Origin of the sequence: Enterococcus sp. DIV0774 (assembly GCF_050539095.1) — a bacterium.
Classification (GTDB): domain Bacteria; phylum Bacillota; class Bacilli; order Lactobacillales; family Enterococcaceae; genus Enterococcus; species Enterococcus faecalis.
The window spans coordinates 1,034,665-1,049,076 of the sequence record NZ_CP172923.1 but is presented as its reverse complement, the minus strand read 5'-3'; the positions used below and the strand labels follow the sequence as shown (position 1 = coordinate 1,049,076).

The 14,412-nt window shown below is 38.1% G+C and carries 15 protein-coding genes and 1 riboswitch; of the genes, 2 read left to right on the top strand and 13 right to left on the bottom strand.

The genetic code is table 11. The annotated features are described in order from the left end of the window. Positions 1 to 80 precede the first annotated feature (80 nt). A riboswitch (M-box (ykoK) riboswitch) is annotated at positions 81 to 251 on the bottom strand. A gap of 252 nt (positions 252 to 503) precedes the next feature. Beyond that, entirely contained in the window at positions 504 to 1,379 is an 876-nt protein-coding gene (locus IGL86_RS05180; protein WP_002382245.1) for a LysR family transcriptional regulator, read from the top strand. A gap of 23 nt (positions 1,380 to 1,402) precedes the next feature. Beyond that, positions 1,403 to 2,290 (top strand): LysR family transcriptional regulator, encoded by an 888-nt coding sequence (locus IGL86_RS05175; RefSeq protein ID WP_002357832.1) that lies wholly within the window; start codon positions 1,403 to 1,405, stop codon positions 2,288 to 2,290. Positions 2,291 to 2,351: 61 nt separating this feature from the next. On the opposite strand, the gene IGL86_RS05170 is transcribed toward IGL86_RS05175, so the two are convergent. The 13 genes from IGL86_RS05170 to IGL86_RS05110 form a co-directional block, all read right to left on the bottom strand. Next, the gene (locus IGL86_RS05170) at positions 2,352 to 3,500 is read right to left on the bottom strand and encodes an FtsW/RodA/SpoVE family cell cycle protein (protein WP_033625336.1); all 1,149 of its coding nucleotides are present in this window, start codon (positions 3,498 to 3,500) and stop codon (positions 2,352 to 2,354) included. Next, positions 3,466 to 4,641: an FtsW/RodA/SpoVE family cell cycle protein gene (locus tag IGL86_RS05165; protein WP_002357834.1), complete on the bottom strand. Its 1,176-nt coding sequence runs from the start codon at positions 4,639 to 4,641 to the stop codon at positions 3,466 to 3,468. The genes IGL86_RS05170 and IGL86_RS05165 overlap by 35 nt, the downstream gene beginning before the upstream one ends. A 158-nt stretch (positions 4,642 to 4,799) precedes the next feature. Then, positions 4,800 to 5,060 carry a DUF2087 domain-containing protein gene (locus IGL86_RS05160; protein WP_002360471.1) on the bottom strand — a complete coding sequence of 87 codons (261 nt, stop codon included), beginning with the start codon at positions 5,058 to 5,060 and terminating at the stop codon, positions 4,800 to 4,802. Positions 5,061 to 5,085: 25 nt separating this feature from the next. Further along, positions 5,086 to 5,427 (bottom strand): DUF1048 domain-containing protein, encoded by a 342-nt coding sequence (locus IGL86_RS05155; RefSeq protein ID WP_002357836.1) that lies wholly within the window; start codon positions 5,425 to 5,427, stop codon positions 5,086 to 5,088. Positions 5,428 to 5,430: 3 nt separating this feature from the next. Continuing rightward, positions 5,431 to 5,754, bottom strand: coding sequence for a PadR family transcriptional regulator (locus tag IGL86_RS05150; protein WP_002357837.1), 324 nt, complete (start codon positions 5,752 to 5,754; stop codon positions 5,431 to 5,433). Positions 5,755 to 5,903: 149 nt separating this feature from the next. Then, positions 5,904 to 6,500 (bottom strand): GNAT family N-acetyltransferase, encoded by a 597-nt coding sequence (locus IGL86_RS05145; RefSeq protein ID WP_002394392.1) that lies wholly within the window; start codon positions 6,498 to 6,500, stop codon positions 5,904 to 5,906. Further along, positions 6,500 to 7,450 carry a riboflavin biosynthesis protein RibF gene (gene ribF / locus IGL86_RS05140; RefSeq protein ID WP_002363808.1) on the bottom strand — a complete coding sequence of 317 codons (951 nt, stop codon included), beginning with the start codon at positions 7,448 to 7,450 and terminating at the stop codon, positions 6,500 to 6,502. The genes IGL86_RS05145 and ribF overlap by 1 nt, the downstream gene beginning before the upstream one ends. 25 nt (positions 7,451 to 7,475) lie before the next feature. Continuing rightward, positions 7,476 to 8,396 (bottom strand): tRNA pseudouridine(55) synthase TruB, encoded by a 921-nt coding sequence (truB, locus tag IGL86_RS05135; RefSeq protein ID WP_002357840.1) that lies wholly within the window; start codon positions 8,394 to 8,396, stop codon positions 7,476 to 7,478. Between the two features lie 155 nt (positions 8,397 to 8,551). Next, positions 8,552 to 9,676: an SH3 domain-containing protein gene (locus tag IGL86_RS05130; protein ID WP_033625335.1), complete on the bottom strand. Its 1,125-nt coding sequence runs from the start codon at positions 9,674 to 9,676 to the stop codon at positions 8,552 to 8,554. Positions 9,677 to 9,794: 118 nt separating this feature from the next. Continuing rightward, the gene (locus tag IGL86_RS05125) at positions 9,795 to 10,190 is read right to left on the bottom strand and encodes a phage holin family protein (RefSeq protein WP_002357842.1); all 396 of its coding nucleotides are present in this window, start codon (positions 10,188 to 10,190) and stop codon (positions 9,795 to 9,797) included. A gap of 23 nt (positions 10,191 to 10,213) precedes the next feature. Beyond that, positions 10,214 to 11,983 carry a hypothetical protein gene (locus IGL86_RS05120; RefSeq protein WP_430605656.1) on the bottom strand — a complete coding sequence of 590 codons (1,770 nt, stop codon included), beginning with the start codon at positions 11,981 to 11,983 and terminating at the stop codon, positions 10,214 to 10,216. Positions 11,984 to 12,015: 32 nt separating this feature from the next. Then, on the bottom strand, positions 12,016 to 13,473 hold the full coding sequence (locus IGL86_RS05115) for a phage tail protein (RefSeq protein ID WP_033625333.1): 1,458 nt from the start codon (positions 13,471 to 13,473) through the stop codon (positions 12,016 to 12,018). A 12-nt stretch (positions 13,474 to 13,485) separates the two neighbouring features. Then, complete coding sequence (locus IGL86_RS05110; protein WP_010777582.1) at positions 13,486 to 14,412, bottom strand: distal tail protein Dit; 927 nt, start codon at positions 14,410 to 14,412, stop codon at positions 13,486 to 13,488.

Here is a 14,412-nt window from a genome sequence, read left to right as displayed (position 1 = left end):
AATTGACGATCGGTTCATCTTCCATTTTCCTCACCCTTTCCACAAAAAAAGACACGCTGAAAACTCAACGTGTCAAAGAATAATCGTTCTTATCGTTGAGCTTTAGCACTATACAACGTAAAAAGCGATTGCTTTTAGCTACCTTAAGAAAAGCCTTCATTCGACAGTTCCTGTTCTACCCATTGGCGTCTCTCGACATTTTTGGGCAGTAGCCTATGTTTGTATAGGAGCCTCACCTAACAAATCTTATTTAATTACAACAGCAAGTATAATTCTTCCATGAAAAAATAACGATATAGAAAAAGTTTTTAGTAGATAACTTTTTGTCCATTCAGTAACAAAAAGAAAAATAATCCGCTTATTTACTATGGTTTTCTGGTATGATTCGTATTTATTCATAGAATCATAACTGGTTAAATTAATCTAAAGACCGTCAGATAGCCTTGTCGAGAAGCTTTTCTTCTGCTATTTTTTGTATAGTTAAAGAAACGGCGGTGAGGAAAATGAAATTACAACAACTAGAATATTTTATGGCAGTTTCAAAGTATGCGAGTTTTACTTTAGCTTCTCAAAAGCTCCATACGAGTCAACCTTATTTAAGTACCCAGCTCAAGGAGTTGGAACGTGAATTAGGTGCTTCATTAATTTTAAGAGACAAGAAACATTGTCGGCTTTCTCCAGCAGGCGAAGTCGTCGCCAAGCGAACAGAAATGATTTTTGCACTCATTAAGGAAGCGCAAGAAGAGATTAATGAATTAGTGACCCAAGGATCGACAACGACCATTCGGATTGGAACAAACTTAATTGATATAGATAAAGCATTTGGAGAAGTCTTGTTGTTATTTAATCAATCCTATCCGTATGTAAGTATTGATTTTAAGTATTATTACGATCTTGAAACAGCCTTGGAAACAGATTTAATTGACATTGGGATTGGGATATTTTTGGATACCTCGATTCCATTAGAGAAAGAATTAATTTATACAGAAAGCTATCTCCTTTGTGTCAATAAAAATCATCCTTTAGCCCATGCCGATAGCGTAACGATTGACGAAATTCGTTCTTTACCTTTTGCTGCATATTCCGATCAAGTATATGAAAAAAAAGTGTTTAAACGTTGGGAACGTAAAATCAATTGGGAAAATCGGCAAATCGTCATCGAACTCCCTTCTCTTCATTTAGTCTTAGACATGGTCCAACGAGAAAAAGCCTGTAGCATTCTTCCCTATTCACTCACTGATGAACTAAACAGACGTAACTTAGTTGGTATCCCTCTGGAAGATAGTCCAGAACGAGCCATCTATTTAGTTCAGAATAATCATCACGGACATTGTGAAGCACACCGTTATTTATTCGAACAATTACGTTATTTATTCTAGGAATAGAAAAAGGAGGAATTCCCATGGAACTATTTCGTTTACATTATTTTTTAGAGTTATGCAAAGTGAAACAATTTACTAAAGCAGCCGAAAATTTAGCAATTTCTCAAGCTGCATTAAGTAAGCAAATAAAAATTCTTGAAGCAACGTTAGGCGCGGAACTTTTTAATCGCCAAGGTCAAACTACCACCTTAACACCAGCTGGATTAATTTTAGAAAAATATTGTTGGCGCATCACCAATGAGTTGGTCTCAATTGAAGAAGAGCTAAAAGAAATTAATCATTCTTCCAATCATATTTATGTAGCCACTTATCTCTGTGATTTAGAATATAAATTGAATGACTTACTAATGACAACATTAACGGATCGTTCATCCAACTTACAAGTCCACACTATTATTACAGAAAATATTCTTCAATCCTTGGAAACAATGGATGCAGATTTTGGTATTTCCTTTGCTGACTTACCATTACCTGAACATATTGGTAAAATTGATTTATTTACAGCAAATTATCAATTCATTTTAAGAAATGATCATCCAGCTTTGGCCAAAGCCACGACGGAAGAAATTTTAAAAGAACTAACAATGTATCCCTTCGTCCGTTTAAATACCGAATTTTCCGAGCAAAACAAATTAACCAATTGGCTAGATACTACGTTTTCTAATTTTTCTCCAGAGAAAGTCATTCAAGTGGATACTCTTTCACTTATTACTCACTTGGTGTCTCATTCCGATAGTTTCGCTATTGTCCCCGAATACACAAATATTCAACTTTTAGACAATTCGATCCATACACTGACTTACCAAGAACTACCTAAACGAAACATGGCAGTTTATTATTTAAAAGAACGTTACATGAGTCGACAACTTCAACAACTTTTGGCTGAATGCCAAAAACAATTTCAATAGTAAAAACCAAGACTAGAGCTTGTCGGCAAGCGAGTTCCAGTCTTGGTTTTTATTTGTGTTTTCAGGTAGCGGCTTCTCTTCCTTTGACAAATCCTAAAGAAGTGATAGCCATCACTAACGAAGTGCCTCCTTGACTTAAAAACGGAAGCGGAATACCTTTTAACGGCAACAGTCCAATCACCGCACCGATATTCTCCACCGTTTGAAAAACCAGCGAAAAAATGAGGGCGACACAGATGTACATACAAAAACGCGAATTGCTCCGCAAGCCAGCTACTAAAACTTGATAAAACAAGTAAAAATAGAGAAAAACAACGGTGGCACTGCCCACAAAGCCCCAGGCTTCCCCGATAAAAGTAAAAACCATATCAGACTCACGAACAGGGACATACACTTCAATCCCATGCACACCCTTGCCAAATAAACCACCCGAACCAATTGCCAATAAACCTTGTACTTGTTGATAGGAGATTTTATCGACATAATCATAGGGATGAATCCATGCTAAAATTCGATCCAATTGATATTGTTTAAAATGTAAAAAGAAGAGTACTTTGTGCCCCCACTCTGTAAAGACTAACAGAATCAAGACCATGCCTAACGTTGCTAAAGCACTGAAAATAATGATTAAAATTTTGCGATCAATTCCTGAAATAACTAAAAGAGATAGGATAATCGTTACGAAAACAAGGGATGTCCCAAAATCTTTTTGTACCGCCATCAAGAAAAAAACAGGGACACTAACCGCAACGATTTTTTTTAGAAGTTGCTTGTCTGAACGCCATTTATCAGACCAGTCTTGTTGCTCATGTTGGACAATAATTTTTGCCAACATTAAAATAAACGCAATTTTCGCAATTTCTGATGGCTGAAATTTAATAAACCCTAAATCTAACCAGCGCTTTGTGCCCGTCAATAAATACATTCCTTTGTCATAGGAAAAATACAAAGCACTCATTAAGATTAATGAAAACCCATAGAAAAAAGGAGCTACTTTCCAAATAAATTTCTGTGACAGCCGACTAGCTAAAAACATGCCTGCATAGCCAACAAAAATAAAGAAAAGTTGTTTTAATGCTGGCACAGTTCCATCTTTTCCTTCATTAACGGCAATCCAATATTGCACACCAGAAGATAAAAGTGTGAGTAAAAAAATGGGCAATAATAAATCATAATTAAGATGTAAGTTGAATTTTTTTGTATTGACCATTTAACTGCCGCCTTTCGTTTGCAATAATTTTAATGACGATTCCTAATGCCACTGAAAAGATTAAATAACTTGTCCCACCGTAACTAACAAACGGTAAAGGAATTCCCGTCATTGGAATCAAACCCAAAACGCCACCAATGTTAATCGCCGTTTGAGCTAAAATCAAGGTCCCGACCCCTAACAAAAACAAGCCGTAACAATGATTCTTTATTACACAACTACTTCGCAAAATCGAGGCCGCTAAAAATAACAAAAGAAATAGTAATAGTAAGCCGCCAATCAAACCAAGTTCTTCCACAATCACCGCAAAAATAAAATCGGTTTGACCTTCTGGCAAGCCACCTTTTTTTACCATACCATTGGCTAATCCAGTGCCCCAAAACCCACCGTTATACATTGCTAAATAGGCCATTGAAGGCTGAAATCCTCGATCATGAAAGGATAAAAACGGATTTTTCAAAACAACTAAGCGGTCATACACATGCGCAAAAAAATGTGGTAAGTAGCGGTGATCGCCTAGAAAAATAATTATTTTAGAAAGAAGCGCCGCGCTAGCAACGACAATCCCCGCAGCAATTACACTAAATTTTGCATGAATACTTGCTGAGAAAATTAAGACACTGCCAATAACTAAAATAAGAATAGCCCCGCCAACTTTGGGTTGAATCAAAACTAAAAATGCAACGACCAAAACAAACAGCCATTGTTTCCTTAACTGCTTCGTTGTCAAGCCATTTTCTTTTTCACCTAAATAACAGCTCAAGTAATAAATAATCGCAAAATTACAAAGTTCTGATGGCTGAAATTGGATTCCAAAGAGAGAAATCCAACGTTGTGCGCCATTCGCTGCTACACCAAAAAAAGGTAGTCGAACCATTAACAGTAATAGTACCGAAACTAAAAGCAGTCCAATCGCAATTTTTTTATTAAATAACACTTCTAGTCGAACTTTGTAAATCACGAACATTAGCACCCAGCTGAGACACATAATAATGCCTTGTTTAATAAACACAGCAGTGGGCTTCACGCCTTGCATCAACAAGTCATAGCTACTGGCGCTATAAATCATTAACGCGCCAATAATACTTAATATAATAAAGGTCAAAAGAATTTTTGTTAGACCTAAAGTACGTAGATTCATTCTCTCACCTCTATCTTTTTCTAATTAAATCAATCTTACCAGTCTGAGTTAGAAAACAAATAGAGAGTTTTTTATAGAACTATTACTAAGCTTACATAACAAAAAGTAGCTAGACTTGGTTCATTTCACCTAGTTTCGCTACTTTTAAAAAAAAACATTTATATAATTTTTGTGTGTTGCTCACATTTCTGATAAATTTTTCCAAACTTATCTCTTTCTAAATACTGATAATCTACTAAATACCGTCTCAAAAGTGCATAATCTTCATAGATTTCTCTAAGTCGCTGATTGACTTCTTTTTCCGTATATTCTTTCCCAAATTCAAATTGGTTGGCCACACGTTGAAACACTTGGACTTTTTTCGCATTTTTCTTGGGAATAACCAGCAACTTTCCTTCTTTAAAAAAATTTTCAACCATGTTTATTCTCCTTTTTTTGTTTTGACTATTGTTTAGAAAATTGATGATTCAGTTTTTCTTTCTGTTTATCAGTCCATTTGCCAGCGACTTCATTGACAATTGTTTCAGCAAAATCACCTACTTTTTCTCCCGTAATATTTTTGATAGGTGTTCCGTTAGCAGCTCCTTCTTCAAACAGATCAAGTAAATCAGTCAACGCATTGAACATATTGGCTCCGCTATGATCTGAAAAATGCCATGCATATTTTTCAATTTCTTGAAATACTTGTCGATACTCTGCTGGTAATGCTGCAATCCGTCGTTTATATTCTTTGTACTCTTTTTTATCCCCAACAACTTTTTTGATCAACGCTTTAAAATTTGACATGCTCTATCCCTCCATTTTTTTCATCTTGTTTACTTGTTTTGAAAGCAACGTCCACCGCTGCCAAAAATCAGCGAGTTCTGCTTCTCCTGATGAGGTTAAGCGATAGAACTTCCGCATTGGCCCTTTTTCTGAAGGCTTTTTTTCAGCTATAACCCATTGATTTTTTTCTAAACGCAGTAAAATCGTATAAACGGTTCCTTCAACAATTTCAGTAAACCCTTGGTCATTTAAAATTTTTGTAATTTCATAACCATATGTTTCTTTCCTTTGGATGATGGCTAAAACTAAACCTTCTAAAATGCCTTTTAGCAACTCTGTCTGCTTCACTGCTTTTCCTCCCTGAACTACTCTTTATTGCTATGTACCACTACATAATAATACTGAGTACCGGTTCTGTCAACTACTTTGTAGTAAAAAGTAGTAAAGACACGACAACTACCAGTACTTAACTAGTGGTTGTCGTGTCTTATTATTCTTTATTCATTTATTCCGAGTTCTGCTTCAAAGGCTTCTAATTCTACAAGGTGTGTTTCTGGATAAGCAAAGCATGTTGAAAAATGCCACTCCCCACCACTTGTGCCAAAATAACCTGGCAGTAATTCCAAAGCCAATAATGCTTCTGATGTTTCTTTTTCCGGTAACGTAATCTGAAAAGTAGTCGCTGGAACAAAACCGAACTTCGTATAGTAAGTTGGATGGCCCAGGATAATCAATCCGCCGATGCCTAATTCTTTGGCCTTCTGCACAGAATGCTTAATTAACGCTGAGCCTACGCCCGTGTTCTGTGCTTCTGGATGGACACTTAGCGGCCCAACGGTCAAAACAGCCTTTTCTGTATGATCAGGTAATCGTAGTTTGGCTTTTGAAGACATAATATGACCCGTTAATTTTCCTTGATCAGTTTCTGAAACTAAGGACAACTCCGGAATAAAGTCGGCACTTTCTCTTAATAAATGCACGATAAAATGCTCTGTGGGACGCCAGTTTTCGGTCAAGTTTAATTCCTTGAACGCTTGATACGTTAAACGCTCTACAGCTTGATACTCTGCAGGTTTTTCTTGACGAATCTTCATTATTTGTCCTCAGATTGTTGGAAATAGTCAGCCGTATCTCGTTCATCTTGTTTTAATTGGTCGATCAAGGCTTCAGCCCCATTGAATTTCACTTGGTCACGTAAATAATGATTCCAACGAACCACCACTTGCTCACCATAGATGTCTTGATGGAAGTCCAAAATATAGACTTCCACGGTTAGATCGCGTCCTTCTCCAAAGGTGTCATTATGACCAATTGAGCCCATGCCGACATACCATTTGCCACCAACTTCGATTTGCACAGCATAGACGCCAATTCTTGGTAAGCGCACGGTGCTTTTCACTTTGACATTAGCGGTCGGGAAACCCAATAAACGGCCACGAGCATCGCCATGGACAACTGTTCCTTCTGTTTCATAAATATATCCTAACAACTCCGTGACCTCCTCCATTTCACCGGCTTCCATTTTTTCGCGAATTCTTGTTGAGCTAATTTTGGCACCAGTCATTTCTTCTTTTGGTACTGTCACCACTTCAAAACGGCCTTGCGCATAAGTTGGTAACTGTTTGACTCCAGCGATTTCTTTAGGACCATACGTATAATCAAACCCAGAGACTGCCACTGCACTATTTAAATTAACGATATACTGGTCGACAAAATCTTGCGGTTTTAATTGAGCAAACGCTGAAGTAAATTCGACAATATATAAAATATCAACGCCCAAGTTGGCCATTAGGCGTTCTTTTTGCTCCAAGCTAGTTAAATATTTCATATTTTCTGGTAAAACTTTTTGAAAAACGATTGATGGGTGTTGGTTGAAGGTCATCACAGCTAACTTCAAGCCTTTTTCCTCAGCAATCTTTTTGCCTGTTTCAATTACTTTTTGGTGGCCTTTGTGAACACCGTCAAAAAAACCTAGGACCATCACGACTTCTTCATTAGGAATTTGATTGGGTTCATAGGGATGATGTAGTTGAATAACTTGCATGTGCAAAAACTTCCTTCTTTTTTATTTAATTGTTCCGTAGAACTTTACTTGGTTTCAATAATTTATCATGCGTTGGGTGTGGCATGTATAAACTAACCACTTGATTTTGGTAAAATAAGGCAACTAAGGATTCTGGCATTGCCTTTATTCCTAATTCTTTTTTGTGCAAACGCATGCCATTTTTTACTTTTTGATACAATTCATCTGATAAATCAATTCGTGGGAATTGTTCTACTGCTGTCTCAATGGGCAACAGGCATTGATCAATTGTTTCAGCAGCCATTTGTTTGGCTACTTCTTCTAACGTTAAGCATTGCGCAGCTTGCAAACCGCCACTTGCCGTTCTCGTTAAATCCGACATATGGGCAGGATAGCCTAATTTTTTGCCAGTATCCACGGATAGTGTCCGCACATAGGTTCCTTTGCCACAGACCACTTTAAACCGCCAACTTTGTGTTTGAGCGGATTCATTAAAAATTGGTTCACTAGTACGTTCAAATGAATAAATCATAGCTTTTCGTTGGGGCCGTTCAACTTCTTCCCCGTTCCGCGCATATTCATATAAACGTTTACCATTGACTTTCACCGCAGAAAACATCGGTGGGATTTGTGTGATTTCACCTGTCATTTCGGCCATTGCTTGATCAATTTGTTCAGTTGACAGAGGTGTTGTAACTGGTTTTTTTTCAACAATTTCGCCACTAACATCTTCGGTTGTCGTAGCAAATCCAAGTGTAATTTCACCTTCATAGGTTTTGCCAGAATCTACCATGTATTCGATCACTTTCGTTCCTTTGCCAACGCAGATGGGTAAGACCCCTTCGACATCTGGATCTAACGTACCACCATGACCAATTTTTTTGGTATGTAAAATTTTTCTCAATTTAAATACGCAGTCATGACTTGTCATGCCACGTTCTTTCCATAACGGTAAAATGCCGTCCATTATAGTTCCTCCAGTTCCGATAATACTAACTTTGTCATTATAGCATAAAAGTACCTAGCTTCGCAGTCTCCATTGCTTATTCCCTTTGGCAAAATCTCTGCTAAATGCAAAAAAAGCCACAAACTCTGATAAAAGCAGAGTTTGTGGCTTTTTTTTTAGCTAGTAAATGATCCCCATGTATTCTGTGTGTTGCCATCGTTTGGTCCGATTGGCAAATAAATTCTCGCGCCTGTCGTATCTGTTCCACCAATAAAAACATACCCATCTGCAATATAAAACGCATCGTAATAAAAGCGAGTATTTTTGGGCCAGATACCATAAATAGGTGCTGACAAACTAGGTTGTCCTGCTCTTAAAACAATGCCTTCGTCCACACCAATTAGAAATGATTTCTTCGTTTGCGGGCGCCAAAGTTCAGCAATGTCGCCGTCGTTCACATAACCTAACAAATGTCCGCTATTTTCAATACGGTAAAGGTTTTGTCGGTCGGGTAATTTCGCTGTAATTGTTCCTACCTGTGTCCAAAGTGCCTCTGCTAATAGATGTTCATTGATTAAAGCATCTGGTGTTGGATAGATTGAAGTGAAACGAATTGCTTGTCCTACTTGATATTTTGGCGTATTAGGTTTACCCGGCTGAATAATGACAGTCTCACCTGTTTCAGAAACGCCCGTTTGTAAATCTTGTGCCAACTGCGCTTTACTAATCCCCCAACGCGCTAAATAACCATAAGGATCTGTATGATCTCCCCACCAATTTTTTGTAATCCAATCATGAGTGACTATGCCATAACCTGTTCCATCGTCCAGCGAAAAATCAGCACCAATGTTCTGAGCCAAATCACGGGCCAAATTAACATAGGCAGCATAATCTTTTTTAAACGTCGCCGCATTATTCGTGCGAGCCAATTCGATTTGCGCATAGGCTTTTTGATTAGCTAAAGAACCTGCGCCATATTGAATTTGACCAGCAGGAGCTAATTGTTTCACTCGTCCACCAGATCCGACAAAATATGAGACATAAGCATTTGACCAATTTCGTTTCATATAGGCCACTTCATTGTCTAAACTGTGTGGTCCTAGGTTCCGCTCGTTTCCTGATTCATGTAAAACAATTAATTCATTGGTTGCAGAGCCTGGAAAATAAGTAAAGTTGATTGGATCCGCTTCGATGGTGTAAGCGTAAGCTGTCATCGGAATCGTTAAACTTAAGCCAATCACTAAAGCAAGTTGAATCATTAATTTTTTAAACATAGCATACTCCTTTCTTAAAAAAGCCATGAAAGGAAAGTCAAAATAACTTCCCTTTCATGGCTTAAACCTGCAGATAAATGGCGGGACAGAAGTAATTTCTTCGGCGATCAGCCGAAAGTTCTACGTTTGTCCCGACCACTTCTACTTAATCATCTTTATTTTTTAACTGAATAAATAACTCTTTTAACTTTTTCGGCATAGGAATAAAGGTCGCAATATTTTCAAAAAAAGAAAGTCCTTCGTTCGCAATGTAAAAAATCAGAACCATTTCCCGAATTGGCAAATTGTTCCCCACAACTTTTTCAACACGAACCGCTACAGCAACCACAAATAACATCGTCACTTTTTTCGCAATTCCGAGCATACCAATCCGACTGGACAATTCTTTTGTGGCGATTGCCTTAATCCAACCTGTGATGAAATCGACAATAATTAAAAAGAGAAAGACATCCAACAATTGATCTAATCCACCTAATAAACGTACGACAATCCCACCGAAAATGCTTAAAAGCATTGTTATTGTGTTGAGATAACGTTCCATAAAAAGACTCCTAAACTAGCTTGTTATTTTGTCGGAAACGGATCGTCCGTGTACCAACTTCCTTGTAGGTAAATATTTCCAGCACGGTTAGAACAGAATATAATTCCCTTATTATCTATTTCGTACAAGGCTGTACAAATTGGTTGAGGAAAGTTGTATTGAACTGCCGTTAAAGGAATATTCCAAATATTTCTTTTGAGAACAGAATTTATACTATAACCTGTGGGAACATTAAAAACTTTGATCACCTGACTGTTCAATTTCGTTGGATCACTCAAATTACATCTTACAAATGCATCGACACGATTTCCAACTCTGATTAATACAAATTTCATATTCACTTTATTAAAGGCCGCCTGATATTTTGCCTCGACTTCACCGACTCCACTAGCTTCATAAATGGCCATTTTAGAGGATTCCAAAGGCACACCACTGACGGTTGGCATAGTTACAAAATTCTTCATCCCAGCAATCTCTTGGTCACCTGTTTGTGTCACAGCTTGACCTTTAATCGCTTCCGCAACGTTTTTCGGGTGCATATATTTACTCGTTAAAGTTCCCGCGACTGCTTCGCTGTCTGATGCGAAGCCATAATTTTCTACATTGCCCAGCCCAACTTGTTCAGCGGTTACTTGGTGTGGATTATCCTGATTTTCCACATGGGTATTGAGTTGCTCTGCCTGAACAAAACCACTCTTCGCTAAAACCGCTTGGGCATCAACAGACAGACCAATATGAAGTCCCACGTAATCAACTTCTACGCTGGCTGGCGTCACCCCATTCGATGAATCTGTATAGCTCATCAAATAAATGAACCCTTCATCTGTGATAAAATTCTGATCATTGATTTGAATTGAAAAATCGCTGAACTCTTTTGCTGATTCTTGGATTTGAGTTACCCAATTATCCGTAGTTGGTAAATACGCAGCGATTTTAATCGTTTGATTATTGGGCGCAGCGGCTTTCACACGTTGATTAATCGTAAAAAATTGAACGTTCTGGCGAATAAATGCCACCGCCTCGTCAGTTGTGAATGTTTCAAACATTTGTGGAATTAATTTTTTAGCGGCTTCAACGAGATTGAAGGCCGCTAATTGTTGCGGAATCACACCGCTTTGGGTGGAACCTGTTTTCACGCCCTCATCATCACGGCTGGCCATTTTATTGTAGTCCGCTTGGGAAACTTCCTCCCAAACGTCTGTTGGCTTCTTAAGAATTTTAGCCGTAAAATCAGTGGAATAACTGTTTGCATTGGTGGCTGTATTGCCCGCCGTTTTACCGTTAAAGTCTAACTTCAATTTGACAGTGGTTGGCTTAGCCAATAAAGAAATACCATCTGCTTTTGTCATACGGTCATTCAAATCAATTTGAAGACGATTCGCTAAGGTAGCTTGTTTGATGCCTTGTGTATCTGTGCGTGCTTGGACAATTTCTGGATTACTATCACCCGCTTCTGCTACTAATTGATCGAAATCATTTCGTAAAGTATCAAATTCTTGTTTATTATTATTTGCCGTTGAAACTGCATTTCCTGCAATCGTTATGGCTGTTTTGGCATTGTTCATCGCTTGGTTGGCTGTTTCATTTGCTTGATTGCCTGCATCGGTGGCAATTTGTACGGCTTCTTTGCCAGCTTCATCTGCGATGTTTTTCGCTTCAGAAATTCCATTCGTTAACTGGACTTGGTAAGCATCTACTTTCTCAGCTGATGCATTCGACTGATCCAAGATTGCATTGATTTTAAGGCGACCTTGATTCAGGGTATCTAATTCTTCAATATGTTCTACTGACATTTCGTCACACTCCTCTAGTTTTCATTATTTTATTAAAACTGGCCACCCAATTGGGATTGAATATACACACGACAGATGACCGAAGCATCCAACCATAGTGGCTGATGAGAGAAAAATTGAAGCGTGTGATTGCCGCGTTCGATTTTTCCATCTGTTGTTTTTCGTAAATAACTCAAAATGTTTAGCCGTTGTTGTTGCAATGATAGTTGGGGTAATTTTTTGCCATCCACTACCAAATCAATATTCGTTACAGAATGCGAAGGTCCTTTAGCAGTTGCCTTGAACGTTAATTCTGAGGTGTTTACATAAAGAATGTCCTCGTCAAAGTATAAATTCAGCTCCACTGGCTGTGTCTTGCTAAGTTCTCCTTGTATTGAACGATTTAAAAGTGTCGTCGCCCCTTGTGCGTAAGTTTCACTAATCTCTTGTTTCCGACTGAAAGCTGTCATAGTACTATGAATTGTTTCTTGCAGATTTCCCAACTCTAGCTGAATGTCTTGGGGGGCACCAAAGACATCTTTTTTACTTTCTTTTTTGATACGAAGGTTGACACTCCCAAATTCATTCGTATTAATCATGATAACCGTACCCAACCGCAAACGATCGATTGCTAAAGGTTGATCTGTTAATTTAATTAAATCAGCTGCAGTCACTACCCAAGAAACTTGTGGCTTGGTCCATTCTTCTAACATTCGCAAAGCATTTTCCTTTAATGCCTTGGGATCAGAAAAACGCTGTTCCACCCAAATTGACTCCAATAAACCATAGCGGTCAATTGCGGCCTTGTTCTCTAAATACGGAACCCCTTGATTGACCGAGCGAATATTGACTTTGTTAACACCTTCGCCTGAACCTAATGGATAAATCCGATTGATTAGCATCTTGGGATTACGTTCTATTTCGAATCCTTGCATATTGTAACCTTCTTGAATTCGCGCAACTGGTTCTGTTGGTGGTTTGACTAATGAAAGTTCAAAAGGATAGACCTCTGTATTCCATTGCCAAAGATATTCCTCTTCGAAATCGGCTGGGATGCTAAATAAAGGCTCGACTAGCCCGTTTTCATTCTCCCATTTATAGGTTAATTTCCTTGAAAAATCACATTTTTTTAGGACCCAATGCTTTGTTTTTTGTTTATTCAATAGAAATTGAATGGCCTCTTTCGTTGTTTTGTTTTTAATTTCGTGACAACCAAAAAGGACAGTATCACCTAAGGTACATAATGCTTCTGTGGCAGAGTAGTGAATTTGATTATTGTTCGCATCTTTCTTAATTGTGGTTGGCATCACGCGATATAAACCAATATATTCATTCTCATTGTCGGTCAGTTCCACCCATTGCATTTCTTCAATAAATTCATTTTTAGGATCATCTAGCGGCATGGTAAAATCTAAACTGCCAATTTTGTTCTCTATTTTTTCATAACTGACTTGATAGGCATTATCCAAGATTGCCGTATATGTTCTTTTCAAATCCAGCGCCATTAACATTTAATCACCCTCCTACACAAATCGGTTAGGATAGCGAATCGTCAAGCGGAAGTCGCTATCTTTGGCTTGAATATACAGCGGTTCATTGGGATATAGATAAAAATCGTTCATTGGTCGAATCATCGGTGCACCATTTTTTGTCAGATAAAAATTTTCAGTATCAATGATAATTTCCGAACGATCAAAGTCTCCTAAGTTAATTGTATCGTTCCGTGTTTTAATCCAAACACCACGTCCGGTTCCTGTTAAAATAATGGTCGGTTTGACTTTTAATCCTTCGACCGTAGGATAAATTTCAATTGGCCGAACTTCTTTGCCTAAATCCCCCATCGTGTAAGCCCGATTTTGAAACGTAATCATGGTTGATCCCCAATAGGCTCCACCTTCAATTAAAATTGGAAAATCAACTGCACCTGAGCCTGTATTCCCCATTAAGTAATTCGCTTGAAATGTAATGGTTGGCGAACCCCACATCACACTAGTCGCATCACTCCGTGTGTATTTATACGGATCAGAAAGCAATAAAGTAAAGGTGCCTGTTACTTGGTTAACGCCTTCGGGTACATCACTCACTGAAGACTTACTACCAAACCACAGCATTTCCGGTTCATCGTTAAACCAAATAGAAACGTCTTTTTCCGTAAACAAAGCAACATTTAAATGATTAAATGCATCTCGAAACGCTTCATTATTCACAGCTGAAAGCCGATATTTGACTGTTAATTCTCGTTCTGGAATCCGCGCATAAACGTGACGTTTACCATCACGAATCCCTAATTGATAGCTTTCAATTTCGCTTGGAACTAATTCTCGTCCTGAAACTGATAATGTTTGATAGCCAGGGATGACTTTTTCTAAAAATTGACCGTTAAAATTCAACGCTTCTGAAGGAAGAGGCGTTGAACGAGTTGCTTGATTGGTATCAACAAATTTATACAT

Excerpts from the sequence above, each read along its gene's own strand:
- IGL86_RS05160 (WP_002360471.1), bottom strand. The coding sequence starts at position 5,060 with ATGGTTGAAAATTTTTTTAAAGAAGGAAAGTTGCTGGTTATTCCCAAG.
- IGL86_RS05130 (WP_033625335.1), bottom strand. The coding sequence starts at position 9,676 with ATGGCTTTTTTAAGAAAGGAGTATGCTATGTTTAAAAAATTAATGATT.
- IGL86_RS05175 (WP_002357832.1), top strand. The coding sequence starts at position 1,403 with ATGGAACTATTTCGTTTACATTATTTTTTAGAGTTATGCAAAGTGAAA.
- IGL86_RS05180 (WP_002382245.1), top strand. The coding sequence starts at position 504 with ATGAAATTACAACAACTAGAATATTTTATGGCAGTTTCAAAGTATGCG.
- IGL86_RS05120 (WP_430605656.1), bottom strand. The coding sequence starts at position 11,983 with ATGTCAGTAGAACATATTGAAGAATTAGATACCCTGAATCAAGGTCGC.
- truB (WP_002357840.1), bottom strand. The coding sequence starts at position 8,396 with ATGGACGGCATTTTACCGTTATGGAAAGAACGTGGCATGACAAGTCAT.
- ribF (WP_002363808.1), bottom strand. The coding sequence starts at position 7,450 with ATGCAAGTTATTCAACTACATCATCCCTATGAACCCAATCAAATTCCT.
- IGL86_RS05165 (WP_002357834.1), bottom strand. The coding sequence starts at position 4,641 with ATGAATCTACGTACTTTAGGTCTAACAAAAATTCTTTTGACCTTTATT.
- IGL86_RS05110 (WP_010777582.1), bottom strand. The coding sequence starts at position 14,412 with ATGTATAAATTTGTTGATACCAATCAAGCAACTCGTTCAACGCCTCTT.
- IGL86_RS05170 (WP_033625336.1), bottom strand. The coding sequence starts at position 3,500 with ATGGTCAATACAAAAAAATTCAACTTACATCTTAATTATGATTTATTA.
- IGL86_RS05125 (WP_002357842.1), bottom strand. The coding sequence starts at position 10,190 with ATGGAACGTTATCTCAACACAATAACAATGCTTTTAAGCATTTTCGGT.
- IGL86_RS05155 (WP_002357836.1), bottom strand. The coding sequence starts at position 5,427 with ATGTCAAATTTTAAAGCGTTGATCAAAAAAGTTGTTGGGGATAAAAAA.
- IGL86_RS05145 (WP_002394392.1), bottom strand. The coding sequence starts at position 6,500 with ATGAAGATTCGTCAAGAAAAACCTGCAGAGTATCAAGCTGTAGAGCGT.
- IGL86_RS05115 (WP_033625333.1), bottom strand. The coding sequence starts at position 13,473 with ATGTTAATGGCGCTGGATTTGAAAAGAACATATACGGCAATCTTGGAT.